Here is a 26223-nt window from a genome sequence, read left to right as displayed (position 1 = left end):
AATATCTTTGGAACTCATAAATTTTGTTTTTTGTCACTCAAAATATATGAAAAAAAGGGCTTACTTTTAAAAGTAGCCCTTTCTGTTTAAAAATATTAATCGGTTAGTAGTGATTTTTTATTCTAAAAAACTAACCTTTTCGTGCCCGAAACATTTCTCTTTTTCCTGGCGGTCCTACAAGCTTTTCGACAGTAAAACCCACTTCTTTCATGCTCCTTTTTACAACTCCTCTAGCCGCATAAGTAACTAATATTCCATTAGTTTTTAGTGCATTGTACATTTTCTTAAAAATTGCCGTGCTCCATAATTCAGGTTGAACATTATAGCCAAAAGCATCAAAATAAATCAAGTCGAACTTTTCTAAGTCATCAATGTCGGTAAAAAACTGCTTTCTTTTTGTTAACACAAAATCTTCTCTCAAAACAACTTGTTTTTCCCAGTTGCAATCATGCATTTTTTCAAATACAGCTAATTCCTTTTCAGCATTTAATTCAAAAACATAATTCATTGACAGCACTTCTTCAGAAGAAATAGGATATGCTTCTACTCCAACATAATCTATAGTTTGGTTCAGTTTTTTAGATTCTAAAAAAGTGATAAAGGCATTCAGACCCGTACCAAAACCTATTTCCAAAATGGAAATAGGTTTGCCTTCGAATAATAAAAGTCCATTTTTTATAAAGACGTGTTGGGCTTCCTGAATGGCTCCAAATTTTGAATGATAGCATTCGTTCCATGCTTCAATTTGAATGGTTGTCGAGCCATCAGCAGTTTTTATTATTTCTCTTTTCAAAATAGTATGGAGGGTTTTTTACTTTAACCAAGTCATTGATTGCCAAATTTAATTAAAACCTAATTAGGTTTAACCATCATTGACTCTTATTTTTTAAATATTTCATAAAAAAACTCTGAATTTTCCATTTTTTTTAGAATATAAATAAATCTCAGTTAAACGCTATAATTAATGTTTTTTTGATAAGGAATATGATGTTTTTTGTTTAATTTTGCAAAACGTAAATTCGTTTAACATCATCCTACCTTATACAATATTTTAATAGAATAACTAATTATGAGTGCAACACAAACCAACAAAATTGAAATAATAAAAGCCGCAACTTCAAAAATAAAAGATGTCGATTTTGATAATTTACATTTTGGGGAAGTTTTTACAGATCATTTATTCGAATGTGATTTTACAAATGGCGAATGGCAAAAACCAGTCATCAAACCTTATGCTCCATTTTTATTGGATCCGTCAGCAAAAGTCTTCCATTATGGCCAAGCCATTTTTGAAGGAATGAAAGCGTACAAAGATGATAATGATGCAATTTGGTTATTTAGACCTGATGAAAACTACCACCGTTTCAATAATTCTGCAACAAGAATGGCAATGCCTGAAGTTCCTGAAGAAATCTTTATGGAAGGGCTGAAACAATTATTACAATTAGATGAGGCTTGGATTCAAAAAGGAAAAGGAAACACTATGTACATCAGACCATTTATGATTGCTACCGGAACAGGAGTAATTGCAAATCCATCTGATGATTATAAATTCATGATTCTATTATCGCCAGCAAAAGCATACTATTCAGGTGAAGTAAAAGTATTAATTGCGGAGCATTTCAGTAGAGCTGCAAACGGTGGTATTGGTGCCGCAAAAGCTGCAGGAAATTATGCTGCTCAATTTTACCCAACAAATTTAGCCAACAAAGCAGGTTTTCAACAAGTGATTTGGACGGATGACGCAACTCATACTAAATTAGAAGAAGCTGGAACAATGAATGTGTTTTTTAGAATAAACGACACTTTATATACTGCTCCCACTAGCGAAAGAATTCTTGATGGTGTGACTCGAAAAAGCCTTATTGATTTGGCAAAAAGAGAAAATATTAATGTTGAAGTTCGTCCTGTTTTAGTTTCTGAACTAGTTGAAGGGGCTAAAAACGGTAGCTTAAAAGAAATTTTTGGAGCAGGGACAGCCGCAGTTGTTAACCCAATTATTGGATTCTCGTATCAGGATGTTTATTATGAATTGCCAAAATCAGAGAGTTCAATTGCATTAGAACTTAAAGATAAATTGACAAACATTCAACATAAACTAGCCGAAGACACTTTTGGTTGGACAGTTAAAGTTTAGTTTTCAGTCTAATTATTTATACAAAAAAGCAGTTTAAACATGATTTGTTTCATGTTTAAACTGCTTTTTTTTAACTTGCTACTGGCTACTTTCCTCCAAGTATTTTAGAAAAATCAGGTTTAAAATAATTGGGACCTTTCATTACTTTTCCATCTTCACGATAAATAGGTTTCCCGTCTTCTCCAAGTTTACTCATATTAGAGCGTTGAATTTCGTCAAAAACTTCTTCAATTTTATGTTGCAAACCGTGTTCGATAATCGTTCCACAAAGAATGTACATCATGTCACCCAAAGCATCGGCGATTTCAATTAAATCATTATTCTGGACTGCTTCAAGATATTCTTCGTTTTCTTCTTTCATCAAATTGTAACGAAGCAAGTTTTTATTTTCGCCCAAATCACCTATAGGGGTTTCGCTGTGACCTATGATAAATGCCGTGTGAAATTCCTTTACTGCGTTGATTTGTTTTTGCATAATTTTATTTGATTAAATGAAGTTGCAAATTAGCAAGTTTTCCTAAACTAATTCCTAAATTTGCCCAAAATATTTTAAACTATGTTTAGTCCAGGACAATTGGTGTTTGCAGGCTGTTTTTTTGTTGCTTTTGTTATCGCAATGATTTATGCCTATAGAAAAGATGCAAAGTTGCACAAAACCTTTTACAAAGGAAATTATAAGATTCTGATTGGGTTTATTCTCTTTATCATAATCTTATTTATGATAAAAATATTTTTTAAACGTTAGGGTTATTTGATATATAATAAAAAAAGGATGCCTATCAAGGAGGGCACTGAAAAACCTTGTTTATTTTAAAAAGCCTCTTTTTATAGAGAGTAAAAAAACGCTTATAACAGGATTTTAAACATCTGTTATGAGCGTTTTTATTTTTGTAACTGTTTTTTATTGTAGGTTGTATGAGTCCGATTTTGACTTATACAGGTTCGTTTGGCAAAATGTATGTGTAGATTGTATTTTCTACATTAATTTGAGTATTCTTTTTAAGTTGACTGTGAAAATTGCTATTGCACCTTGCATTTGCATATTGGTAATACCGTATGATATCGCTCTATCATAACCGTGTGCATTTTTTAACTCGCTATTTTTGGCTTCTATCTTGTACCGATGTTTTGCTTTTTCTTTGTAATATTCTGTTTCTTGAAAAGCCATTTGGTCTTGATGCAATTCTGATTTTATGGATACCGAATACGTTTTTGTTTTGGCTCCATCTTTGTAACAGCCTTCTTTTAAAGGGCAAGACTTGCATTTTTCGACATCAAAATAATAAGTATCTACTTGATTTGTTCCGACATCTTTGGATCCTTGACGTGCTTTTCGTATGGCCAAATGTCCTGCTGGGCAAACAAACCTATCGGCATCTTTATTGTAATCAAACCTATCTTCGTCTTTTCTAAATCCTTGTGTTATCGATGGATTTAGCCTTGCTACTACTTTAATGTTTTGTTCACTTGTGATTTTAAGGTTCTCTTTTCCGGAATAAGCCGCATCGCCAATAATGGCCTCTACATCAATTCCGTTTTCTTGACTAATTTTTAAAAGTTTAGGTAATTCTGGTCCATCGCCTTTTTCTCCGGATGTAACTACAGCCGCAGTAATGATGCGCTCTTCGGTCATTGCCAAATGAGTCTTATAGCCAAAAAAGGAACTATCGGCAGACTTATGACCTACTTTAGCATCGGGATCTTTTGATAAAGTTAAATTTTCTTGAGTATCTTCTACAGTTTCTTTTAATAGGTTTAGTTTTTCTTTCACAGCAGGGATTGAACTTATAGAAGGCTCATTTTCTATACTTGTTTCTAGTTCTTTGCAATAAGCCAGCTCCTTTTCTATATCATTGTCTGTATTTTTTTTGGGCATGCGTTCTTTGAATTGGTCGTCAAAGATGTATACTGTTTTTCGAAGTAGTTTTGAACGTTCTCTCAATACTTCGATTGCTGAAAATGGATTGGATCTTGATAAAGTATGTGTGGCATCAACAATAATAGATTTAGAACGGATGATGCCTTTTTCAATAGCGATGTTTACCGTTTTGCTTATCAATAAATTTAATAAGTCGGTGTCTTTCAAACGTAGTTTTCTAAATTTTGTCAACGAACTAGGATTGATAACATCGTCTTCTGGATTCATGTCCAAAAAATATTTAAAGGACATATCAAAACGTGAACGTTCCACTATATCAACATCGGAAACAGTGTAAATTGTTTTAAGAAGTAAATATTTAAACATTCGAACAGGACTTTCTGCCTTACGCCCATTATTGATGCAGTATTTATTTAATAACTCATCATAGATAAATGAAAAATCTATTAAATCATTAATTTTTCTCAAAAGATTATCCTTCGGCACAATTAAATCATATAACGAAGAATGTTCGCTGAAGTCTATTGTTTGTTGCTGTACTAACATCTAAAAAACTTTATAATTACAGCTAAATATACCAAAAAAGGAGTAGAAATCCTAAGTTTTCTACTCCTTTTATTTGTCAATTTATTCGAAAAAAGACTTTTTCAGTGCCCTCCTATCAAGACATCCTTTTTTTATAAATCAATTATTTCTTAATTTTCCAAAGGCAAGGAACCATAAGTTTTTGAATAGTTCAACATTTGTTCAGCAAATGATTTTGGCTGTGTTACTTCAATCGAAATTATGTTTCCTTTTGCATCTAATTTTGGAACTAAAACTGGATTTACAAAACCACTGTAAGGAGCAGATGTAAATTGTTTGTTACGTTCCAATACTTCCGCGTGTTTTTTTTGATCTACTTTCACACCATAATTTTCAACCAAAGCTTTTCCTGCAGCATAATCCCCTTCTGATTTTATGCGTTGGATTTCACGTAATAACTGTCCGAATAATTCGTGTAATTTGTCATAATCAGTAATATTGAAATAGGTCTTTCCGTTACGGGTTAATTTCTCGATTACATTGTCTGCTTTTCCTTTTTCAAAAACCCAAGAGCTTATAAACTGACGGTTTCTCATGTGTGCTTCTTCAATATTAGCTCCTTTTTCCAATCGAATAAGTTGTGTCATTAATCCGTTACGGATGTAACTGTCATACGATTCCATACCTAGTTTTTTCCAATCGTCAACCAAGCCAAGTTCCTGTAATTTTGGATTATAGACATAGTACAATCCCACTAAATCAGCTCTACCTTCTTCAAGAGTCGAAGCATAACTTTTCAAGGTCTCTTTTGGAGTTCCCACACCAGGATTAATTTGTCCAGAGGCGTGACCAATCACTTCGTGCAAAGCAGTGTGCATTTTATCTCCTATTTCAGCATATTTTTCAGCCAAAGCTATTTCTTCAGGATCATTAGCAAATTCTTGCAATCTACCTTTTCCACCGGCCTTATTATAGGAATCAATAATATTCCCTAAAGAAACTGATTTTGAACCGTGTTCAGCACGAATCCAATCAGCATTTGGAAGGTTTACACCAATAGGAGTTGCCGGAGAAGAATCACCAGATTCACCTGCTACAACAACAGTTTTATAGGAAACACCAACTACATTTTTCTTTTTATTTTCCGGAAGCAAAGGAGAATTATCTTCAAACCATTGAGCATTTTTTGAAATCACCTCCATTTTTTTAGACATATCAAAATCTTTAATTTGAACGATGCTTTCATATGATCCTCTGTATCCTAATGGATCATTGTAAACTTCAATAAAGCTGTTGATATAATCAATATTTCCATCAGTAGCTTGCAACCAAGCGATGTTGTAATCATCCCAAGTTTTTAAACTTCCCGTTTTGTAATAACTAATAAGCAATCCAATAGCATCGCCTTGTTTCTTGTTTTCAGCAACACTTTGCGCTTTTCCTAACCAATAAACAATTTTATCAATCGCAACACCGTACATTCCTTTACTTTTCCATACTTTTTCTTCTAATTGCCCTTTAGAATTACGAACTAATTTAGAATTTAAACCATACGAATAAGGTCTTTTAGCATCAGGACTTGTTTTTTTGGCATAAAAATCTTCAACTTCTTTTGCCGTAATTCCTTTACTATAAAAATTGATAGCAGAACCTTCTAACAATCCTTTTGATTCATCAAGATTCACTTTTTTTGCATCGGCATCATTAAAAAGAACTTCTACAATTGCTGGCGATAAGCTTGTTTTTGTAGCTTTCATTAAACTATTAAAATAAACTGCAGAAAATGCAGGCTTAATTTTATCATTAGAATAATGATGATGGATTCCATTGGCAAACCATACTCTTTTTAGATAAATTTCAAAGTTTTTCCAATCTTGGGAAGTTTTGTCTCCTTTATAGTTTACATAAATATTCTCAAGTGCTTTTCTTATTTTCAGATTGCTTTTATAGTGTTGATCCCAACCAATATCTCGACCAGAATATCCTGCTTGAGTGAGATAATACACTAATTTTTGTTCTTTTAGTGTTAGATTTTCCCAACCCGGTATTTGGTAACGCAATACTTTTATGTCAGCAAATTGTTCGACAACGTATTCAAATGGAGCTTTTACGGTAGTTTTCGTATCAGAAACCTTTATTTGTGCATTACAAATAAAAGAAAGTCCAACGGTCATAAAAACACCAGCAATTTTAAGTAATTTCATTATTAAAGATATTTAGTTGTTTTATAATAATATTTTAACAAATATATGTATTCTTTAAACATAACACAAAAATTAACATTTATTTGAGAAAAAATTAAACAATACACTAGTATTAACTGGTCTTGCTTTTGAATTATTTTGAATTCAACTTTCTGATATATTGGAATTTAAATTAAAAGAATTAAATATTATTATTTAAATGTTTCAAAATTGAATAGAAATAGAAATTTTATACTTTTATGGCAGTTAAATGTATTGATAAAATTTCTAACTTTACAACAGAAATTAAACTGTTTATTATGAGAATTTTAAAGTACCTCTTTCTATTATTATTACTTAGTTTAGTAGCATTATCCATTTTTGTTGCAACACAAAAAGGTAATTTTACTGTAGAAAGAAGTAAAATTATCAATTCGCCAAAATCATCCGTATTTAATTATGTTAACGATTTTAAAAATTGGGGCGAATGGAATTCCCTAGCTACAGAAGATTCTCTTATTAACATTACTTATTCAAAAAACACCATTGGCAAAGGCAGTTCTTGTACTTGGGAAGGAAAACAAGGAAATGGTGATTTACAGACGATAAATATAAAAGAGAACGACAGCATTTTTCAAATAATGAATTTTAACGGTAATTCCGCTGATGTTTCTATGAGTTTTAAAGATACATTGGGAAAAACAAGAGTATCCTGGAAAGCAAAAGGAAAAATGGGATTTCTTTTTAAAGTGTTGACCGCTTTTAATGGCGGAGCGGAGAAAATTTTTGGTTCTGTATTTGAAAAAAGTTTGAATAATTTAGACAAGAAACTGGATTATGAAATAAATACGTATTCCGTAAAAGTTAATGGTTTAGTAAACAATCCCGAAACTTTCTATCTAGCTCAAACATTTACCAGTGAATTTTCAAAAGTTTCCAAAAATTCCGGAATCGTTATTTCTAAAATCACTACTTTCTGTAAAAAAAATAATATTACAATAAGTGGCAAACCATTTGTCATTTATCATACTTATGATATTACCAATGAACTTACAAAAATGTCGGTTTGTATTCCTATTAAAGAACCTATTTTCTTAGTTGAAGGAAGCGATATTTTATCAGAGAAACTTCAACCATTCCAAGCCGTAAAAACAACCTTGGCTGGTGATTATTCACATACTAAAAAAGCATTGGATAAAACACAGGAATATCTTAAGACTAATTATCTTAATGCAGATACTGTATTTTCTCATATTGAAATATACATAATTGGCAAAAATGATATAAATAATCCTTCAAAATGGATTACCGAAATTTATTATCCAATAAGACAAAAAGTTGTGTCTAAACCAATTGTTACACCAACTCCGACAAATGAAGAAATTACCCCAAAACCTAAAGTTGAGAAAGAAATTCCTTCTGAATTCTAATATTTTTAATTGTGATTAAACCTATTTGATAAATTCCATTCTAAACTTATAAATTATAGCTTTGCAAGAAGAAAAGGAATTTATCCAGGAATTATTAAACCCGAAGACTCAAAACCTTGCGTTTGAAAAACTCTTGAAAGAATATCAAAAACCCTTATATAATCACATAAGAAATATTGTTATTGACCATGATGATGCTGATGATGTTTTGCAAAACACTTTCGTGAAAGTGTTTCAATATTTGAATAAATTTAAAGGGGAAAGCAAACTATTTTCGTGGATGTATCGAATTGCCACCAATGAGGCTTTGACCTTTTTAAGTCAAAAAGCAAAAAAAAATGGAATTTCATCAGAAACATTACAAAACAAAACTATCGATAATCTTAAAGCTGACGTCTATTTTGATGGAAACGAAATTCAAGTAAAATTGCAAAAAGCAATTGTGCTATTACCTGAAAAGCAACAATTAATATTTAAAATGAAATATTTTGAAGAACTGAAATACGAAGAAATATCAAAAATATTAGGAACATCAGTAGGAGCTTTAAAAGCATCTTATCATCATGCCGTAAAAAAAATAGAAGCCTTTGTTACTACAAATTAAACCTTTTGACTTCAATTAAGTCCAATAAATATCATGAAAACATTTAAACTAGAAAACGAACCAAAAATTAAAACTGGATTTACAACTCCGGAGAATTACTTTGAGGATTTTTCTGCAAAAATGATGCAACAATTACCTAAAAAAGAGCCAAAGATAATTTCGCTTTTTGCCAGGAAAAAAACTTGGTTATATACCGCTGCCGCTATTGTGATTATGGCATTAACTATTCCGGTATATAATTATTTTTACAGTAATTCGGCAGAAATTGATGATGTAACATTAGAAAATTATATTACTTATCATTCTACTGTTTCTGATGAAGATATAGTTAACCTTCTTGACGAAAAAGATATTCAAAAAATGAATATTGACTTCAACATTGAAGAAAAAACTATTGAAAATGAACTTTCAACTAACAAAAATTTAGAGCAATATATATTAAATTAAAACAAAATGAAAACAAACAAACTACTACTTATTATTATACTGTTACTTTCGATTCATTCCTTTGCTCAACCGCCTATGGGAGAAAAAAAAGAACAAATCAAAGCGTTAAAAGTGGGTTTTATTACTAATGAATTATCATTGACACCAGATGAAGCTGTTAAATTTTGGCCAATTTACAATGCTTTTGATGACAAGCAGTTTGAGTTAAGACATCAAAAAATGAGAGCCTTCAAGGATAGAATGGATGATGATTTAGACAAAATGAGTGATAAAGAAGCTTCTGCCCTGCTTGCTCAAATGGAAAGTAACGAAGATGAATTGTACCAAATCAGGAAAAAATTTATTGCTAGCCTAAAAGGAATTTTATCTCCAGTAAAAATTATAAAATTGAAAAAGGCCGAAGACGATTTTAATAGAAAATTGCTACAACAATATCGAGACAAAGGTCTAAGAAGATAGTCTCATAGATTCTCACAATAAAACTACAAACCAAGAAATAGTCCAATCTATTTCTTGGATTTTTTATTTAAAACAATCCAAATCATTTTATTTTTATAAAAATAAAAATAATCTAATTGTCTGTATTAAAGATATTTGTAATTTATTTTAAAGATTGATATTTACCAAAATAATTTATTGGCACAGTAATTGGATAATTGAAATCAAATAATTTAATCTTATTAAATATGAAAACTCAATTACTAGTATTTGCTATGATAACTTCGGTATTTGCAACACAAATGCAAGGGCAAAACAGAACTACAGTTCAAGCATTAAATTCTGAAATAAGTGATAATTTAGATTTAAGAGTTGTTGCTTCTATCTTTGGAGACTCAAAAAATCTTAGGGATTTTGAAAGACGATTGAATGATCCAAAATTACAAATATCAAATTTAGATTTGAATAATGATGATCAGGTAGATTATCTACGCGTTATAGAATGCGTGGAAAATCGTACACACGTAATCATTATACAATCTGTTCTTGATTGTGACTTATATCAAGATGTTGCCACCATTGAAGTGGAAAAAGACTGGGGAAATAATGTTCGTATACAAGTAGTTGGCAACACTTATTTGTATGGTCAAAATTATATTTACGAACCTGAATATTATTACACACCACTTATTTATGCCTCATTTTGGATATCAAATTATCGTCCGTATTATTCCGCTTGGTCATGGAATTATTATCCAAGTTTTTATTATGCCTGGAATCCATTCCCAGTATTTAGATACAGATATAATGTCAATAATTGTCTAAATAATTATACTTATAATCACTACAATTATGTAAATTACAGAAGTTGTAATTATGCAGCAAACATATACAATTCAAGACGTTCTAATGGCTATGAAAGGCAATATCCTGAATATTCATTTTCAAGAAGAAATTCTCAGGTAAACAATCGTTATGAATTAGACCAAATAAGAAACACAAGAAATGTTGGCTCTAGAAATGACGTTGGATATTCTAACAACAGAACTGAATATCCAAGAGCAAATGCTCCGCAAAGAAACGATTCACAAAGAGATTATTCCCAAAACAGAACTGAATATCCAAGAGCAAATGCTCCGCAAAGAAACGATTCACAAAGAGATTATTCCCAAAACAGAACTGAGACTCCAAGAGCAAATACTCCGCAAAGAAACGATTCACAAAGAGACTATTCCCAAAACAGAACTGAGACTCCAAGAGCATCAGCACCACAAAGAAATGAATCTCCAAAAGAAAATACTCAATCAAGAAATCCATCTTCAGGAGACAATAACAATTCTTCAAGAGGCAATGGCAATAGAAGATCATAACACTTTTAAAAAACCAATATTAAAACACGGTTCAATCAGCCGTGTTTTTTTTATATTTATTTTTACATAACAATCAATAATATATTTAAAAACAGTAGATTTGCCAAGTTTTTTATATAAATATACATGAGCATTTCGCATAAGGACTTACACAGTAAGTTAACATTAGGAGGTTTATTAATTTCATTGGGAATAATTTACGGTGATATTGGAACCTCACCATTATATGTAATGAAAGCCATAATTGGTTCACATGTCATAAATGCAGATATCGTTTTAGGTGGTATTTCAGCCGTTTTCTGGACACTTACATTACAAACCACCATAAAATATGTTCTCATCACTTTAAGTGCCGATAATCATGGTGAAGGAGGGATTTTTGCATTATATGCATTAGTCAAAAAGACTAAAATACAATGGTTAATTATACCGGCAATTATTGGAGGAAGCGCCTTGCTTGCTGACGGAATAATTACTCCGCCCATCTCTGTCTCATCAGCTGTTGAAGGAATTAAAACTTTTTATCCAGAGATTAATACGGTTCCAATTGTCATTGGTATTTTATTTGTATTGTTTACCATACAGCAATTTGGTTCTAAATTAGTAGGTCGTTTTTTTGCTCCGATGATGCTTCTTTGGTTTTGTATGCTTGGCATTTTGGGTTTATTGCAAATAACAAAGCATCCTGAAGTCCTTAAGGCTTTTAATCCTTATTACGCCTATAATTTATTAACAATTCATCCTGAAGGTTTTTATGTATTGGGATTTGTTTTCCTTTGTACAACTGGAGCCGAAGCATTATATTCGGATATGGGGCATTGTGGACGAAAAAACATCAGGATCAGTTGGATTTTCGTAAAAACCACTTTGGTTTTAAACTACTTTGGGCAAGGAGCTTATTTGATTCACCATGAAGGACTTACCTTGGATGGTTTAGGAGGCGAAAATGGAAATCCATTCTATTTAATAATGGCAGATTGGTTTCAACCTTTTGGAATTATAGTGGCAACCCTTGCAGCAGTAATTGCATCACAAGCACTCATAAGTGGTTCCTTTACACTGATAAATGAAGCAATGCGATTGAATTTTTGGCCAAAAGTAAAAATAAAATATCCTTCAGAATTAAAAGGACAATTGTATATTCCGTCAATAAACTGGCTATTGTTTTTTGGATGTGTTGGCGTTGTGTTACACTTCGAAAAATCAAGCAATATGGAACACGCTTATGGATTAGCCATTATATTGTGTATGATAATGACCACGATATTACTCAATTATTATATGATTTTAAAAAGAGTAAAAGTGTATTTTATGGTGCCAATAATAACAATATATTTAACAATAGAATTTGGTTTCCTTATCGCTAATATTACAAAATTTGCCGAAGGTGGTTATGTAACATTAATTATTGCCTCTATTCTTATTTCTATTATGACTATTTGGTATTTTGCTAAGAAAATTAACAAGAGCTACACTCAGATTGTAAAATTAGATGATTATAAAAAAGTATTGGTCGAATTAAGTGATGATTTATCGATACCAAAATATGCTACCCATTTAATTTATATGACTAATGCGGGCAGAATTGATGAAATTGAGGAAAAAGTAATGTACTCCATTTTACGAAAAAGACCAAAACGAGCTGATATCTATTGGTTTATCCACGTTAATATTTTAAATATACCTTATAAAACCGAATATAAAGTTTCTGAAATTGCTAAAGACACCATATTCAGAGTCGACTTTAATTTAGGTTTTAGGGAGCCTACAAAAATAAACCTGATGTTTAAAGAAGTAATCACAGATATGGTTAAAAAAGGTGAGGTGGATGTTACCAGTAGATATGAATCCTTAAATAAAAATAATATTATCGGTGATTTCAAATTTGTCTTATCCGAAAAATATTTATCAAATGATAGTGATTTAACTTTCTTCGAAAAAATAATTATGAACTCTTACTTCTTTATCAAGAAATTAAGTCTTTCTGAAGAAAGTGCGTTTGGTTTAGACAGTAGCTCCGTAAAAGTGGAAAAATTCCCAATGGTACTTCATGCTCCTGAAAACATTGGTTTAACCAGAATTCAATAAAGTTTATCTTTAGATAGAGACAAAAAAACACTGTGCCAAAACAGTGTTTTTTTATGCCAAAATTAAAAATTCAACTTTCAATCATTTAGTAGTACCTTTGCACCTCAATTATTTAAAATGAGATTACACAGAAATTTAGTTTACACAACCATTGATGCTTTAAACGCCATCTTCAACGAAGGAGAATATGCCGATAAAGTTGTAGCAAGATCCTTAAAAAAAGACAAACGTTGGGGAAGCTCCGATAGAAAATTCGTAGCAGAAACCATATACGAAATCGTTCGTTGGAAAAGATTATACGCAGAAATAGCCGAAGTAAAAGAACCATTTGACAGAGATAATCTTTGGAGAATGTTTTCGGTTTGGGCAGTTTTAAGAGGATACCCTATCCCCGATTGGCGCCAATTGGAAGGAACTCCCGAAAGAAAAATAAAAGGACGTTTTGACGAACTTTCAAAAGTAAGGGCATTAAAAGAATCTATTCCGGATTGGATGGACGAATTAGGAGTAAAAGAATTAGGCGAAAAAGTATGGGCAACTGAAATTGCAGCGCAAAACCAACCAGCCAAAGTTATTCTTAGAACCAATACTTTAAAAACAACTAAGGAACAATTAAGAGCCATCTTAATGGACTTGAACATTGAAACCGAATACCTGAAAGATCAACCTGATGCCTTGGTACTAAAAGAAAGAGCCAATGTCTTCTTGACCGATGCCTTCAAACAAGGATTTTTTGAAGTTCAGGATGCAAATTCTCAATTGGTTGCCGCTTTCCTAGATGTAAAACCAGGAATGCGCATTGTTGACACTTGTGCCGGCGCTGGTGGAAAAACCTTGCATATTGCCGCTTTGATGGAAAACAAAGGACAATTAATAGCAATGGATTTGTACGAAAGTAAATTGAAGCAATTGAAATTGCGTGCCAAAAGAGACGGTGCTTTTAATATTGAATATCGCATTATTGATACGACAAAAGTCATCAAAAAACTGCATGAAAAAGCCGACAGGGTTTTGATTGACGCACCTTGTAGCGGTTTGGGAGTGCTGAAAAGAAATCCAGATGCCAAATGGAAATTGCAACCCGAATTCATCGATAATATTCGCAAAGTGCAAGCGGAAGTTTTGGAAAACTATTCTAAAATTGTAAAACCAGGTGGAAAATTAGTCTATGCAACTTGTTCTATTTTGCCTTCTGAGAATCAAGAACAGGTTAAAAAATTCTTGACTACAGATATTGGAAAACAATTTAACTTCATAAAAGATCGCAAAATATTAGCTTCGGAATCAGGATTTGATGGATTTTATATGGCTTTATTGGAACGTAAAGAAAGTATAGAGCAGAAAGAAAAAAGAGTACAGAAAGAAATAGAATAGATTTTAGACTCAAAATCCACAAAAAAAATCCTCGATTATTTCGAGGAATTTTTTTATTCTTTATAAATATTCAATACTCTTTAAATCTTCTTAATCATTCATCGAAATTAAAAACTCCTCATTATTTTTAGTTTTCTTGAAACGATCATTGATAAAATCCATTGCTTCCACTGGATTCATGTCAGAAAGGTATTTTCTCATAATCCACATTCTTTGCAATGTTTTTGGATCCAATAACAAATCATCACGTCTAGTACTTGATGAAGTCAAATCAATTGCAGGGAAAATACGTTTGTTGGCAATTTTTCTATCCAACTGCAATTCCATATTTCCAGTTCCTTTGAATTCTTCGAAGATAACTTCATCCATTTTTGAACCAGTTTCTGTCAAGGCTGTTGCAATTATAGTCAAAGAACCTCCGTTTTCAACATTTCTGGCCGCTCCAAAGAATCTTTTTGGTTTCTGTAATGCATTGGCATCAACACCACCACTCAATACCTTACCAGATGCAGGTTGTACAGTATTATAAGCTCTTGCTAAACGCGTAATAGAATCCAATAAAATCACAACATCATGACCACATTCAACCAAACGTTTTGCTTTTTCGAGAACAATATTAGCAATTTTCACGTGTTCTTGTGGTTCTCTGTCAAAAGTTGAAGCAATTACTTCGCCACGAACGCTTCGTACCATATCAGTAACCTCTTCAGGACGTTCATCAATTAATAAAACGATCAAATAAACTTCAGGATGATTAGCTGCAATGGCATTTGCAATGTCTTTCAATAACATCGTTTTACCCGTTTTAGGCTGCGCTACAATCATTCCACGTTGTCCTTTTCCTATTGGTGAAAACAAATCTATAATTCGAGTAGAAATAGTGCTTTGCCTTTCGGCTAATTTGAATTTTTCAGATGGAAAAACAGGAGTTAAATGTTCGAATGAAACTCGGTCACGAACCACTTGCGGATCGTGTCCGTTGATTTTTAAAACCCGAACTAACGGAAAGAATTTTTCGCCTTCTTTTGGAGGACGAACCACTCCTTTTACAGTATCTCCGGTTTTAAGTCCGAATAATCTAATTTGTGAAGTTGATAAATAAATATCATCTGGCGAAGCCAAATAATTATAATCCGAAGAGCGAAGGAAACCATAACCATCAGGCATCATTTCCAGAACGCCTTCACTTTCTATAATTCCGTCAAATTCAAAATCCGAATCCCTAAAATTGTTTTTCTTGCTTTTGAAATTGGGATTCACATTTCCATTTCCGTTTTGATTTGGATTTGCGTTAGGGTTTTGATTTACTTCGTCAGTTCGTTTTCGCTCGTGTGGGTTTTGCTTGTGAAGTTGGTTTGGATTTATTTTTTTTGCGGGAACGCTAACTTCAGCATTTTCGGTAGTTTCTGTATTTTCAACAATTTCAGTAACAGAATCAGATTCATTCTCTATAACAGCTTCTTTTGCTTCTTCTTTTTCTTTTTGCAGCGCCACCTTCTTTTCGTAGGCTGATTTATTAAATTTAATCACTTTCCCTACTTTCTTTTCGGGAACAACTTCGACTGGAGTTTCGCTTACTATCTCAGGAACGCTCGGTTCCACAGAGATTTCTTCTTCTGAAAAAAGTGAATTATTGGAATTTTTTTGAATAGCCACTTTTTTCGGAGCTACAATTCGCGCTCTTTTAGGCTTGTCATCTTCCATTTTTTCTTCAACCTTTTTATTATCTGAAGTTGAATCTGTATTTGCCGACTGAAGTTCTAAAATTTGGTTAATTAATACCTCTTTTTTTACACCGGCAATTTTTATTGTTTTAGCCGCTTTAGCTATTTCTTGAAGCTCAGAAAGCTTCATTTCTTTTAATGCAGAAATGTCAAACATAAATGTTCTGTGAGTTTAAATATTTGGGAATACTATAAAAGTGTGTAGTAAAATTTTTGATTTTGAATTGACCGAAGAATGAAGTACTTACGGATTTGTTATGCAATATTACGAATAAATTTTAATCTACAATAGTATTTATTAAAAAGAAAATATATTTTTGTAAAAGAAATTGAGAAAATGTTACAAAGAATTCAAACCATATATTTACTTCTAGCCTTCGTGGCAACAGGAATTTTACCATTCTTCATTCCGTTATGGACAATGACTGATGGTTCCACATACTTTTTTATGCAAAATCAAATCTATGTTATTGTGTTCGGGTTGAGTACAACGCTATCTTTGTTGAGTATTGTTTCGTATAAAAAAAGACAAAATCAATTTGTTATTGGCAGATTGAATATAATTTTAAATTTAATTTTATTAGGCTTGTTTGTATATCGTTCGCTAAATGTATCTGGAGAAACACTGGCTGTTTCTGAGAAAGGTATTGGGATGTTTCTACCTATTGTTGCTATCGTGTTGTTAGTCTTAGCTAACAAGGCCATCAAAAAGGACGAAGATCTTGTAAAATCTGTGGACAGATTGAGATAATCCTATAAACTTAGTTTATTAGTGCGAAGGAAACCCGAATGTAAAAGTTCGGGTTTTTTTGTATGTCATTGCGAGGAAAGAAGCAATCTCACCTTTCATTTCTTACTATTTCCTACTCACTTTTCACTTCTGACTACTTCTTCCCAATTTCAATTATTTCCAAATCTTTTATTTTGTCATCATCAATCACGAAACGCAACATTGTTCTCACTTGATGAAAACCACTTGTTCCGGCAGCTCCGGGATTCATATGTAAAAGATTGTGTTTCTTATCAAAAATAACTTTCAGAATATGGGAATGGCCGCAAATAAACAATTTTGGAGGATTTTCAGTCATTTCGGTCTTAATATTTGGATTGTATTTTCCAGAATAACCACCAATGTGTGTTATCCAAACATCTACACCTTCGCACATAAAACGATTGTGCAACGGAAACTCCATTCTGGCTTTATCATCATCAATATTACCGTAAACCCCGCGCAAAGGTTTGATTTTTTTTATGGTATCCGTAACGATTAAATTTCCAATATCGCCGGCGTGCCAAACTTCGTCAGCCTGTGCAACATATTTTAAAATCGTGTCATCTATATGACTGTGTGTATCGGAAAGAAGGAGTATTTTTTTCATAGGTAATTTTGCCACAAAGACTCAAAGCAACAAAGTTATTATTTAAGATGGAAGATTAACTATTTTTGATTTCAGATTTGAAAAAAACATAGCCAATAAGATTGACAATCTTTGTAGATTTGCATTTTAATATTGGTTTCTATTTTCAAACAAATCTGAAATCTGAAATCTGAAATCTGAAATTTAAACTTGAGGTATTTTATAAAACTGGCATACAACGGAACCAATTATCACGGATGGCAATACCAACCCAATGCTTCTTCCGTGCAGGAAACACTGAACAAAGCAGTTTCGGTCGTATTGAATTCCGAGGTAAATCTTATGGGAGCAGGTCGAACAGATACTGGTGTTCACGCCAAGGAAATGTTTGCCCATTTTGATTTTGAAACTCCATTTGAAATTCAAAGTTTAGTGCATAAGCTCAATTCCTATTTACCAAAAGATATTGTCATATATAATATTATTCCGGTTCACAACGAAGCTCACGCTCGCTTTGATGCCACAAAAAGAACCTATGAATATCATATCAACGCATTTAAAGATGCTTTTTTGCAAGACCAGAGTTGGTATTTTCATCAAGAATTAGACATCGATTTGATGAATAAAGCCTCGGAATTATTATTTAACCATATTGATTTTCAATGTTTCTCAAAAGTGAATACCGATGTAAACACCTTTGATTGTTCTATTTTTGAAGCACATTGGAGAAAGGAAAACAACAATCTTGTATTTACAATTTCGGCAAATCGTTTTCTACGAAATATGGTTAGGGCCATTGTAGGAACATTAGTTTATGTAGGTTTGCACAAAATTTCCCTGACCGATTTCGAAGCCATAATTAAAGGGAAAGACCGAGACAAAGCTGGTTTTTCGGTTCCGGCACATGGATTATATTTGACAAAAATTGATTATGATTATTTATAGCAGATTGCTTAGCAAACGCACAACAACAAAAAAATGAAAGCAAAAGCATTCGACACCAGATTATTCAAAAGAATCTTAAAATATACCAAGCCTTACCAATTGCGTTTTAATGGCGTGATAATTTTTGCTGTTTTCCTGTCTATATTTGCAGCAGTGCGTCCATTGATTTTACAAGGCACTGTAGATACTTATATAAAACCTAAAGATAATCAGGGATTATTAATGTATGTAACCTTAATGGGAATTACTTTGTTGTTAGAAGTTATTTCCCAATTTTTCTTTGTCTATTGGGCTAATTGGCTCGGGCAAGACATTGTAAAAGACATTCGAACAAAAATGTTTAGACACATTTTAACTTTTAAAATGAAATACTTTGATAATACACCTGTAGGACAACTTGTGACACGTTCCGTTTCTGATATAGAGGCAATTGCCCGTATTTTTAGTCAAGGATTGTTTATGATTGCCAGTGACGTGATGAAAATGATTGCCTGCTTGATTATTATGTTTTGGATGAATTGGCAACTCTCCTTTATTGTAGTTTTAGCAATGCCTATATTGGTTTTTTTTACGCGAATATTCCAAAAGAAAATGCAAGTGGCTTTTGAAGAAGTACGAACTCAAATTGCCAATATGAATTCTTTCGTTCAAGAACGAGTGACAGGGATGAAAATTGTTCAACTTTTTAATCGCGAAGATATAGAAGCTGAAAAATTCAGAAATATCAACGAGAAACACAATAAAGCCTGGATAAAAACAATTTTGTACAACTCCATATTCTTCCCAATTGCCGATATAATTTCGTCATTAACTTTAGGTTTTATAGTGCTTTACGGTGGATTGCAAATCATAAATGAAAATTCGTTTACCACTTTAGGACAAATGACAGCATATACAATGTTCATAGGAATGTTATTCAACCCATTGCGTCAAATTGCGGATAAATTCAACGAAATGCAACTTGGGATGATTGCTGCCAATCGTGTTTTCGATATTCTCGATACCCAAGACCAAATTCAGGATACCGGAACTATCGAAGCACCTATTTTCAAAGGGAACATACAATTTAAGGATGTTCATTTTAGTTATATTGACGAAGAATATGTGATAAAAGGCATTGATTTAGATGTAAAAGCAGGTAAAACCGTTGCCATTGTCGGAGCAACAGGAGCCGGAAAATCGACAATTATCAATTTACTGAACCGTTTTTATGAAATTAATAGTGGTACGATTTGTATTGATGGTCACAATATAGAAAACTATACTTTGAGTTCGCTGCGCAAGCAAATTGCAGTGGTTTTACAAGACGTTTTCCTTTTTGCAGATACCATTTTCAATAACATCACACTAAACAATCCTGATATTTCACGTGAGCAAGTTTTGGCTGCAGCCAAAAAAATTGGCGTTCATAAATTCATTATGAGCCTACCCGATAATTATGATTTTGACGTCAAAGAACGTGGCGTAATGTTATCTTCAGGACAACGTCAATTAATTGCTTTTCTTCGTGCCTATGTTAGCAATCCTAGTATTCTAATCCTTGATGAAGCGACTTCTTCTATCGATACCTATTCTGAAGAGTTGATTCAAAAAGCTACTGAAACCATCACCAAGGGAAGAACTTCTATAGTAATTGCACATAGATTGGCTACCATTGTCAAAGCTGACAAAATCGTCGTTATGGATAAAGGTTTGATTGTTGAACAAGGAACACATCAGGAATTATTGGAGAAAATGGACGGTTATTATAAAAATTTGTATGATTCACAATTTATATTAAATACTTAATCCTTGAAAAGTACGATCAGCAACTACTAATTGTACTTTTCCTATTATCAAATTAAAAAATATTTGCTAATTTCGCAGCAGAATTTTAACATATAAAACACACAAAAATGACACGAGCTTTTGCGACTGCATTTTTATCATATTTAAATAAATAAGAAAAAATGACACGAGCTTTTGTGACTGCATTTTTACGATAATAAAATAAAAACGAAAAAAATGAAATACGATATTATAGTTTTAGGAAGTGGACCGGGCGGTTATGTGACAGCCATTAGAGCATCACAATTGGGCTTTAAAGTAGCCGTAATCGAAAAAGAAAATCTTGGTGGGGTTTGTTTGAATTGGGGTTGTATACCAACAAAAGCACTTTTAAAATCAGCACAAGTTTTTGATTACTTGAAACATGCTTCGGATTATGGATTGACTGTTTCTGAATTTGACAAAGATTTCCCTGCTGTCGTAAAACGAAGCCGTTCCGTTGCTGACGGAATGAGCAAAGGGGTTCAATTCCTGATGAAAAAGAATAAAATTGATGTGATTGATGGTTTTGGAAAACTAAAACCAGGCAAAAAAATTGATGTAACTTCTGCTGATGGAAAAGTGACTGAATATTCTGCCGATCATATTATTATTGCAACTGGCGCACGTTCTCGCGAATTGCCAAACTTGCCACAAGACGGCGTAAAAGTAATTGGATACAGACAGGCAATGACATTGCCAACCCAACCAAAATCAATGATTGTTGTGGGTTCAGGTGCCATTGGAGTTGAATTTGCACATTTCTATAACTCAATGGGAACGGATGTGACTATAGTTGAATTCTTACCAAATATAGTTCCATTAGAAGACGAAGATATTTCTAAACAAATGGAACGTTCAATGAAAAAATCGGGAGTTAAAATTATGACCAACTCTTCAGTTGAGAAAATTGACATTTCCGGTTCTGGGGTTAAAGCCTTTGTAAAAACAACAAAAGGAGAAGAAATTCTTGAAGCTGACATTTTGCTTTCGGCAGTTGGAATCAAAACTAATATCGAAAATATAGGATTAGAAGAAGTGGGAATTGCCACTGACAGAGATAAAATTCTAGTAAACGATTTTTACCAAACTAACGTACCGGGTTATTATGCCATTGGCGATGTAGTTCCAGGACCAGCTTTGGCACACGTAGCCTCTGCCGAAGGAATTACTTGCGTAGAAAAAATCGCTGGATTGCACGTTGATCCTATTGATTACGGAAACATCCCAGGTTGTACGTATGCAACACCAGAAATAGCTTCTGTAGGTTTGACCGAAAAACAAGCCAAAGAAAAAGGATATGAATTGAAAATTGGAAAATTCCCATTCTCAGCCTCAGGAAAAGCAAAAGCTGCAGGAACTCCAGATGGTTTTGTAAAAGTGATTTTTGATGCCAAATACGGTGAATGGTTGGGTTGCCATATGATAGGTGCTGGCGTTACTGATATGATTGCCGAAGCTGTTGTTGCCAGAAAACTGGAAACTACAGGACATGAAATCCTAAAATCAATTCACCCACATCCAACAATGAGTGAAGCCGTTATGGAAGCTGTAGCCGAAGCTTATGGCGAAGTAATTCATTTGTAAGTTTGAGATATAAAAAGTTTTTTGCATTTATATATAAAATCCGTTTTGTGGAAGCAAATCGGATTTTTGCTTTTAAATAAATATTTATCTTTTTCTAAAGCTATTATAAGCTTGTATTATATTTGAAACTTTCTAAAATTATTCTTTATATTTGTTGGTTAAGGTTTAACACCTTTTTTAAGTTTAAGTTTAAAATTAAATTATACTATGCAAAACATTCCCAGTGTTGACTTGCGTGATTTCCTTTCGGATGACCCGAAACGTAAACAAAAATTTGTAAATGAAATCGGAAGTGCCTTTGAAGAAATTGGATTCGTTGCCCTAAAAGGGCATTTTCTTGACGACCAATTAGTTGAAGAATTGTATGGCGAAATCAGAAACTTTTTCGCTTTGCCATTAGAAACCAAACATGGTTATGAAATTCCTGGAATTGGAGGTCAAAGAGGCTACGTTTCTTTTGGAAAAGAGCACGCCAAAGGAAGAAAAGAAGGAGATTTAAAAGAGTTTTGGCACTTTGGCCAATATGTTGATAAAAACTCCAAACACGCTGCAGAATATCCTGATAATGTTGAAGTAAAAGAATTGCCTCGCTTTAATATTGTGGGAAAAGAAGCCTACCAAATGCTCGAAAAAACTGGGGTTTACGTGTTGAGAGCTTTGGCGTTGCATCTTGGATTAGACGAGTTTTATTTTGACGAATATGCAAAAGAAGGGAATTCTATTTTACGTCCAATTCATTACCCACCCATTACTTCTGAACCCGAAAATGCCATTCGTGCCGCAGCTCACGGAGATATTAACCTGATTACACTTTTGATGGGTGCGCAAGGTCGCGGTTTACAGGTTCAAAATCACGATGGAGATTGGATTGACGCCATTGCTGAATCAGATGAATTAGTAATTAATGTGGGTGATATGTTGTCTCGTCATACCAATAATAAACTAAAATCTACCATTCACCAAGTGGTGAATCCGCCAAGGGAATTATGGGGAACATCTCGTTTTTCAATTCCGTTTTTTATGCATCCTGTCAGTGATATGAAATTAGATTGTTTAGAAAATTGCATTGATGATGAAAATCCAAAGAAATTTGACGATATTACCGCTGGAGATTACTTGCACGAAAGATTGGTAGATTTAGGTTTAATCAAAAAATAATATATATCAAAAAAAAAACAGGTAACTTGCTGTTTTTGTACTTTTACCATTAAGAAATTAAGTCATATTAAATTTTTTATTTGTAAATGAAACTTTATTTCTTAATGGTTTTTAAAAACAATTTAATTGTAAAAAAATGGACTTACAAGAGCAACTAAAAAATCTATTTCCTGACCATATCGAATCGGAACCTGAAGAAATTTTTGAAGAAGATCACGTTCTTTTCATTCAAAAAGAACCAATGATTTGCAAATTCGAAAAGCGAAAAGGGAAAGTTACCACCATAATAGAAGGTTACGAAGGAAGTGATGAAGATTTCAAAATCTTAGCTAAAGAAATCAAAACCAAATTAAGCGTTGGCGGAACTTTCAAAGACGATTCTATAATCATTCAAGGCGATTATCGCGATAAAATTATGCAAATACTCAAGGATAAAGGCTTTAAGGTAAAAAGAGTTGGAGGATAATTTTCAAAAACCCGATTGCAACTTTAAACAATATAAACAAAATCTCTAATGATAAAATCATCAGAATTGATACTCAATCCAGACGGGAGCGTGTATCACTTGAATTTGCTGCCCGAACATATTGCGCAGGACATCATCTTTGTGGGTGACCAAAATCGTGTGGAAAAAATCACACAATTTTTTGACAGCATTGAATTTTCAACCCAAAAAAGAGAATTCAAAACCCAAACCGGCATTTTCAAAGGTAAACGAATTACAGTAATGTCAACCGGAATTGGCCCTGACAACATAGATATCGTGATGAACGAATTAGATGCTTTGGTTAACATTGATTTAAAAACGAGAACACTAAAAGAAAAAATCACTTCATTAAATATAATCAGAATTGGAACTTCGGGTTCCTTACAAACTGATATTCCGGTCGACAGTTTTGTAATGGCAAAATTCGGATTAGGATTGGACAATATGCTCCGCTCCTATTTGATAGACAAAATTTCAATTCCAAAAATGGAAGATGCTTTTATCAAACACACCAATTGGGATTCGAGAAAAGGACAGCCATACATCATTCCTTGTTCTGAAAAACTGGAAAAACGTTTGGAAAGTGACAGGATATTTAAAGGAATTACAGCAACCGCAGGCGGATTTTACGGTCCACAAGGTAGAGTTTTGCGTTTAAACATCCAGGACGAAAACTTGAATTCCAAGATGGATAATTTCAATTTCGAAGGAACCAGAATTACCAATCTCGAAATGGAAACCGCGGCCATTTATGGATTGGGAAAACTCCTCGGGCATCATTGCTTGTCGTTAAATGCGATCATTGCGAACCGCGCTTCGGGAACTTTTAGTGAAGATCCGTACAAAGCCGTTGATGAATTGATCGGATATGCTTTGGAAAAATTGGCGGAGTAAACTATGGATTTAACATTAGAAACAGACCGATTACTTCTCCGTGAACTAAAACTTTCAGATGCGGAGGATTTTTTTGCAATGGATAATAATCCTAATGTTCACCAATATTTATGGAATAAACCCGTCCAAAAAATAGAAGAAACAATCGAAATCATCGCCTTTGTCCAAAAACAATATGTTGATAATGGCATTGGTCGATTTGCAATGATTTCAAAAGAAACCAACGAGTTTATCGGTTGGGCTGGATTAAAATTCAATACCGAAATTGTAAATAATAAAACAAATTTTTATGATATTGGGTATCGATTAGATGAAAAATTTTGGGGAAAAGGATTCGCTAGCGAAGCTACTATTGCTTGGATGAAATATGCTTTCGAAACAATGAAAATCAAAACTATGGAAGCCTCCGCACATACTGATAATATAGCCTCCAATAGAATTCTTCAAAAAATTGGGATGCTAATGACGGAACAATACCTCGAAGATGGAGTTTCTTGGAATTGGTATCAAATTAAAAATGATTTGTTATGACTTGGGAAGAAATTTTATTGTCTATAAAAAATTTACCTTATGGCAGAAATTCAAACCGAACAGATTTTTCATTGGTTGTTGCCGAAAAAAAAGGAACTTGTAGTTCTAAACACGCATATCTAAAGGATTTTGCGGATAAAAATAGTATTCTAAATGTAAAATTAGTCATTGGAATTTACAAAATGAACGAGTCCAACACCAAAATTGGAACGATATTGTCAGAAAACAAAATGGAGTATATCCCTGAGGCACATTGCTATTTAAAAATTGATGGCGTCCGATTTGATTGTACCTCAAGCAATTCTGATTTCGATAAAATTAAAAATGATTTGTTGGAAGAAATTGAAATAGAACCATACCAAGTGGGGGATTTTAAAATTGAATACCATCAAAATTTTATTAAAAATTGGTTGTCAGAAAATAATTCTGGAATTAGTTTTGAACAAATATGGAAAATTAGAGAACAGTGTATTGAAAATTTATCTTTATAAAAATACAACGATTTTTCAATTTTTTACCATTCTATTTCCCTCTTTCCTTTCGATTTCAAATAAGTATTCACTTGACTAAAATGTTTGTTCCCGAACCATTTTCCTTGATTAGCACTCATAGGCGAGGGATGTCCACATTCTAAAACCAGATGTTTGGTTCGGTCAATTTTAGAACCTTTCTTTTTGGCAAAACTTCCCCAAAGCAAGAAAACAACGTGCTCTTTTTTATCCGAAATTTTCTGTATAACCGCATCCGTAAAAGTTCCCCATTTCAAATGTTTATGGCTGTTGGGACTGTCTATTCGAACTGAAAGTGAAGCGTTCAAAAGTAAAACACCTTGTTTTGCCCAATGTTCTAAATTACCTGAATTTGGAAAGAAAATTGAACCTAAATCATCATTCAATTCCCTGAAAATATTGCGCAACGAAGGTGGAATTTTAACGGCATCATTAACCGAAAAACACAAACCATTGGCTTCACCAACTCCATGATAAGGATCTTGACCAATAATAACCACTTTCAAATCATCGAACGAACAATGGTCAAAAGCAGCAAAAATCAATTCCTTTGGAGGAAAACAAATGTGGTTTTTGTATTCTTCATCGACAGCTTTCATTAAATCCTGAAAATAAGGTTTCTGGATTTCGTCAGCTAAAATAGTTTGCCAAGAAGGATTTAGTTTGGGTTGCATAAATATATTTTACAGCAAAGTTCGTAAAGTTTTCGCAAAGTGAGCGAAGAAAATGGTTTTTGACTTTATTACTTT

General features: G+C 32.9%; 24 protein-coding genes. 17 read left to right on the top strand and 7 right to left on the bottom strand.

The window, feature by feature from the left end; all coding sequences use genetic code 11:
- Window positions 1–130: 130 nt before the first annotated feature.
- Window positions 131–793 (bottom strand): tRNA (5-methylaminomethyl-2-thiouridine)(34)-methyltransferase MnmD, encoded by a 663-nt coding sequence (gene mnmD, locus IR213_RS11965; RefSeq protein ID WP_194312544.1) that lies wholly within the window; start codon window positions 791–793, stop codon window positions 131–133.
- A gap of 276 nt (window positions 794–1069) precedes the next feature.
- Here mnmD and IR213_RS11960 point away from each other — a divergent pair, with 276 nt between their 5' ends.
- Window positions 1070–2137, top strand: a complete 1068-nt coding sequence (locus tag IR213_RS11960; RefSeq protein ID WP_194312543.1) for a branched-chain amino acid aminotransferase — start codon at window positions 1070–1072, stop codon at window positions 2135–2137.
- An 85-nt stretch (window positions 2138–2222) separates the two neighbouring features.
- Here the strand turns inward: IR213_RS11960 and IR213_RS11955 are convergent, their stop codons facing one another.
- From IR213_RS11955 to IR213_RS11945, 3 genes are all read right to left on the bottom strand, one after another.
- Window positions 2223–2612 carry a pyrophosphohydrolase domain-containing protein gene (locus IR213_RS11955; RefSeq protein WP_194312542.1) on the bottom strand — a complete coding sequence of 130 codons (390 nt, stop codon included), beginning with the start codon at window positions 2610–2612 and terminating at the stop codon, window positions 2223–2225.
- A gap of 501 nt (window positions 2613–3113) precedes the next feature.
- Window positions 3114–4562 (bottom strand): IS1182 family transposase, encoded by a 1449-nt coding sequence (locus IR213_RS11950; RefSeq protein WP_194312541.1) that lies wholly within the window; start codon window positions 4560–4562, stop codon window positions 3114–3116.
- A gap of 149 nt (window positions 4563–4711) precedes the next feature.
- On the bottom strand, window positions 4712–6745 hold the full coding sequence (locus IR213_RS11945; RefSeq protein WP_194312540.1) for a dipeptidyl-peptidase 3 family protein: 2034 nt from the start codon (window positions 6743–6745) through the stop codon (window positions 4712–4714).
- Between the two features lie 299 nt (window positions 6746–7044).
- On the opposite strand from IR213_RS11945, the gene IR213_RS11940 reads away from it, so the two are divergent.
- The 7 genes from IR213_RS11940 to IR213_RS11910 all read left to right on the top strand — a co-directional run bounded on the left by IR213_RS11940 (window position 7045) and on the right by IR213_RS11910 (window position 14475).
- Window positions 7045–8154: an SRPBCC family protein gene (locus IR213_RS11940; protein ID WP_194312539.1), complete on the top strand. Its 1110-nt coding sequence runs from the start codon at window positions 7045–7047 to the stop codon at window positions 8152–8154.
- A 61-nt stretch (window positions 8155–8215) separates the two neighbouring features.
- Window positions 8216–8758: an RNA polymerase sigma factor gene (locus IR213_RS11935; RefSeq protein WP_194312538.1), complete on the top strand. Its 543-nt coding sequence runs from the start codon at window positions 8216–8218 to the stop codon at window positions 8756–8758.
- 33 nt (window positions 8759–8791) lie between these two features.
- Window positions 8792–9205, top strand: coding sequence for a hypothetical protein (locus tag IR213_RS11930; protein WP_194312537.1), 414 nt, complete (start codon window positions 8792–8794; stop codon window positions 9203–9205).
- A 6-nt stretch (window positions 9206–9211) separates the two neighbouring features.
- On the top strand, window positions 9212–9664 hold the full coding sequence (locus IR213_RS11925) for a sensor of ECF-type sigma factor (protein WP_194312536.1): 453 nt from the start codon (window positions 9212–9214) through the stop codon (window positions 9662–9664).
- 227 nt (window positions 9665–9891) lie between these two features.
- The gene (locus IR213_RS11920; protein WP_194312535.1) at window positions 9892–11013 is read left to right on the top strand and encodes a hypothetical protein; all 1122 of its coding nucleotides are present in this window, start codon (window positions 9892–9894) and stop codon (window positions 11011–11013) included.
- Window positions 11014–11139: 126 nt separating this feature from the next.
- Complete coding sequence (locus IR213_RS11915; RefSeq protein WP_194312534.1) at window positions 11140–13101, top strand: KUP/HAK/KT family potassium transporter; 1962 nt, start codon at window positions 11140–11142, stop codon at window positions 13099–13101.
- 117 nt (window positions 13102–13218) lie between these two features.
- Window positions 13219–14475, top strand: coding sequence for an RsmB/NOP family class I SAM-dependent RNA methyltransferase (locus IR213_RS11910; protein ID WP_194312533.1), 1257 nt, complete (start codon window positions 13219–13221; stop codon window positions 14473–14475).
- A gap of 90 nt (window positions 14476–14565) precedes the next feature.
- Here the strand turns inward: IR213_RS11910 and rho are convergent, their stop codons facing one another.
- Window positions 14566–16356 (bottom strand): transcription termination factor Rho, encoded by a 1791-nt coding sequence (gene rho / locus IR213_RS11905; protein WP_194312532.1) that lies wholly within the window; start codon window positions 16354–16356, stop codon window positions 14566–14568.
- 180 nt (window positions 16357–16536) lie between these two features.
- Here rho and IR213_RS11900 point away from each other — a divergent pair, with 180 nt between their 5' ends.
- Entirely contained in the window at window positions 16537–16950 is a 414-nt protein-coding gene (locus tag IR213_RS11900) for a DUF4293 domain-containing protein (RefSeq protein WP_194312531.1), read from the top strand.
- A 133-nt stretch (window positions 16951–17083) separates the two neighbouring features.
- Here IR213_RS11900 and IR213_RS11895 read toward each other — a convergent pair whose 3' ends face one another.
- Window positions 17084–17578, bottom strand: a complete 495-nt coding sequence (locus IR213_RS11895) for a metallophosphoesterase family protein (protein ID WP_194312530.1) — start codon at window positions 17576–17578, stop codon at window positions 17084–17086.
- A 189-nt stretch (window positions 17579–17767) separates the two neighbouring features.
- On the opposite strand from IR213_RS11895, the gene truA reads away from it, so the two are divergent.
- From truA to IR213_RS11855, 8 genes are all read left to right on the top strand, one after another.
- Window positions 17768–18502, top strand: coding sequence for a tRNA pseudouridine(38-40) synthase TruA (gene truA / locus IR213_RS11890; RefSeq protein WP_194312529.1), 735 nt, complete (start codon window positions 17768–17770; stop codon window positions 18500–18502).
- A 33-nt stretch (window positions 18503–18535) separates the two neighbouring features.
- Window positions 18536–20290, top strand: a complete 1755-nt coding sequence (locus IR213_RS11885) for an ABC transporter ATP-binding protein (protein WP_194312528.1) — start codon at window positions 18536–18538, stop codon at window positions 20288–20290.
- Between the two features lie 216 nt (window positions 20291–20506).
- Window positions 20507–21895 (top strand): dihydrolipoyl dehydrogenase, encoded by a 1389-nt coding sequence (lpdA, locus tag IR213_RS11880; RefSeq protein ID WP_194312527.1) that lies wholly within the window; start codon window positions 20507–20509, stop codon window positions 21893–21895.
- A gap of 207 nt (window positions 21896–22102) precedes the next feature.
- Window positions 22103–23053 (top strand): isopenicillin N synthase family dioxygenase, encoded by a 951-nt coding sequence (locus IR213_RS11875; RefSeq protein ID WP_194312526.1) that lies wholly within the window; start codon window positions 22103–22105, stop codon window positions 23051–23053.
- A gap of 136 nt (window positions 23054–23189) precedes the next feature.
- Window positions 23190–23519, top strand: a complete 330-nt coding sequence (locus IR213_RS11870) for a translation initiation factor (RefSeq protein WP_194312525.1) — start codon at window positions 23190–23192, stop codon at window positions 23517–23519.
- A 48-nt stretch (window positions 23520–23567) separates the two neighbouring features.
- Window positions 23568–24434 carry a nucleoside phosphorylase gene (locus IR213_RS11865; protein ID WP_194312524.1) on the top strand — a complete coding sequence of 289 codons (867 nt, stop codon included), beginning with the start codon at window positions 23568–23570 and terminating at the stop codon, window positions 24432–24434.
- Window positions 24435–24437: 3 nt separating this feature from the next.
- Window positions 24438–24965, top strand: a complete 528-nt coding sequence (locus tag IR213_RS11860; RefSeq protein ID WP_194312523.1) for a GNAT family N-acetyltransferase — start codon at window positions 24438–24440, stop codon at window positions 24963–24965.
- On the top strand, window positions 24962–25456 hold the full coding sequence (locus tag IR213_RS11855) for a hypothetical protein (RefSeq protein WP_194312522.1): 495 nt from the start codon (window positions 24962–24964) through the stop codon (window positions 25454–25456). Before IR213_RS11860 ends, IR213_RS11855 begins: the two co-directional genes overlap by 4 nt.
- Before the next feature lie 23 nt (window positions 25457–25479).
- Here the strand turns inward: IR213_RS11855 and ung are convergent, their stop codons facing one another.
- A complete protein-coding gene (gene ung / locus IR213_RS11850; protein ID WP_194312521.1) occupies window positions 25480–26148 on the bottom strand; it encodes a uracil-DNA glycosylase in 669 nt (222 codons plus the stop codon).
- Window positions 26149–26223 lie beyond the last annotated feature (75 nt).

The organism is Flavobacterium soyangense, assembly GCF_015277675.1.
Taxonomy (GTDB): domain Bacteria; phylum Bacteroidota; class Bacteroidia; order Flavobacteriales; family Flavobacteriaceae; genus Flavobacterium; species Flavobacterium soyangense.
Note: the sequence above shows the minus strand (reverse complement) of the source record. Positions and strands in the feature narration are given on the sequence as shown.

What these genes read in the sequence shown, in the direction of transcription:
- IR213_RS11960 (WP_194312543.1), top strand. Translation starts at nt 1,070, where the DNA reads ATGAGTGCAACACAAACCAACAAAATTGAAATAATAAAAGCCGCAACT.
- IR213_RS11955 (WP_194312542.1), bottom strand. Translation starts at nt 2,612, where the DNA reads ATGCAAAAACAAATCAACGCAGTAAAGGAATTTCACACGGCATTTATC.
- IR213_RS11950 (WP_194312541.1), bottom strand. Translation starts at nt 4,562, where the DNA reads ATGTTAGTACAGCAACAAACAATAGACTTCAGCGAACATTCTTCGTTA.
- IR213_RS11945 (WP_194312540.1), bottom strand. Translation starts at nt 6,745, where the DNA reads ATGAAATTACTTAAAATTGCTGGTGTTTTTATGACCGTTGGACTTTCT.
- IR213_RS11940 (WP_194312539.1), top strand. Translation starts at nt 7,045, where the DNA reads ATGAGAATTTTAAAGTACCTCTTTCTATTATTATTACTTAGTTTAGTA.
- IR213_RS11930 (WP_194312537.1), top strand. Translation starts at nt 8,792, where the DNA reads ATGAAAACATTTAAACTAGAAAACGAACCAAAAATTAAAACTGGATTT.
- IR213_RS11925 (WP_194312536.1), top strand. Translation starts at nt 9,212, where the DNA reads ATGAAAACAAACAAACTACTACTTATTATTATACTGTTACTTTCGATT.
- IR213_RS11920 (WP_194312535.1), top strand. Translation starts at nt 9,892, where the DNA reads ATGAAAACTCAATTACTAGTATTTGCTATGATAACTTCGGTATTTGCA.
- IR213_RS11915 (WP_194312534.1), top strand. Translation starts at nt 11,140, where the DNA reads ATGAGCATTTCGCATAAGGACTTACACAGTAAGTTAACATTAGGAGGT.
- IR213_RS11910 (WP_194312533.1), top strand. Translation starts at nt 13,219, where the DNA reads ATGAGATTACACAGAAATTTAGTTTACACAACCATTGATGCTTTAAAC.
- rho (WP_194312532.1), bottom strand. Translation starts at nt 16,356, where the DNA reads ATGTTTGACATTTCTGCATTAAAAGAAATGAAGCTTTCTGAGCTTCAA.
- IR213_RS11900 (WP_194312531.1), top strand. Translation starts at nt 16,537, where the DNA reads ATGTTACAAAGAATTCAAACCATATATTTACTTCTAGCCTTCGTGGCA.
- IR213_RS11895 (WP_194312530.1), bottom strand. Translation starts at nt 17,578, where the DNA reads ATGAAAAAAATACTCCTTCTTTCCGATACACACAGTCATATAGATGAC.
- IR213_RS11885 (WP_194312528.1), top strand. Translation starts at nt 18,536, where the DNA reads ATGAAAGCAAAAGCATTCGACACCAGATTATTCAAAAGAATCTTAAAA.
- lpdA (WP_194312527.1), top strand. Translation starts at nt 20,507, where the DNA reads ATGAAATACGATATTATAGTTTTAGGAAGTGGACCGGGCGGTTATGTG.
- IR213_RS11875 (WP_194312526.1), top strand. Translation starts at nt 22,103, where the DNA reads ATGCAAAACATTCCCAGTGTTGACTTGCGTGATTTCCTTTCGGATGAC.
- IR213_RS11870 (WP_194312525.1), top strand. Translation starts at nt 23,190, where the DNA reads ATGGACTTACAAGAGCAACTAAAAAATCTATTTCCTGACCATATCGAA.
- IR213_RS11865 (WP_194312524.1), top strand. Translation starts at nt 23,568, where the DNA reads ATGATAAAATCATCAGAATTGATACTCAATCCAGACGGGAGCGTGTAT.
- IR213_RS11860 (WP_194312523.1), top strand. Translation starts at nt 24,438, where the DNA reads ATGGATTTAACATTAGAAACAGACCGATTACTTCTCCGTGAACTAAAA.
- IR213_RS11855 (WP_194312522.1), top strand. Translation starts at nt 24,962, where the DNA reads ATGACTTGGGAAGAAATTTTATTGTCTATAAAAAATTTACCTTATGGC.
- ung (WP_194312521.1), bottom strand. Translation starts at nt 26,148, where the DNA reads ATGCAACCCAAACTAAATCCTTCTTGGCAAACTATTTTAGCTGACGAA.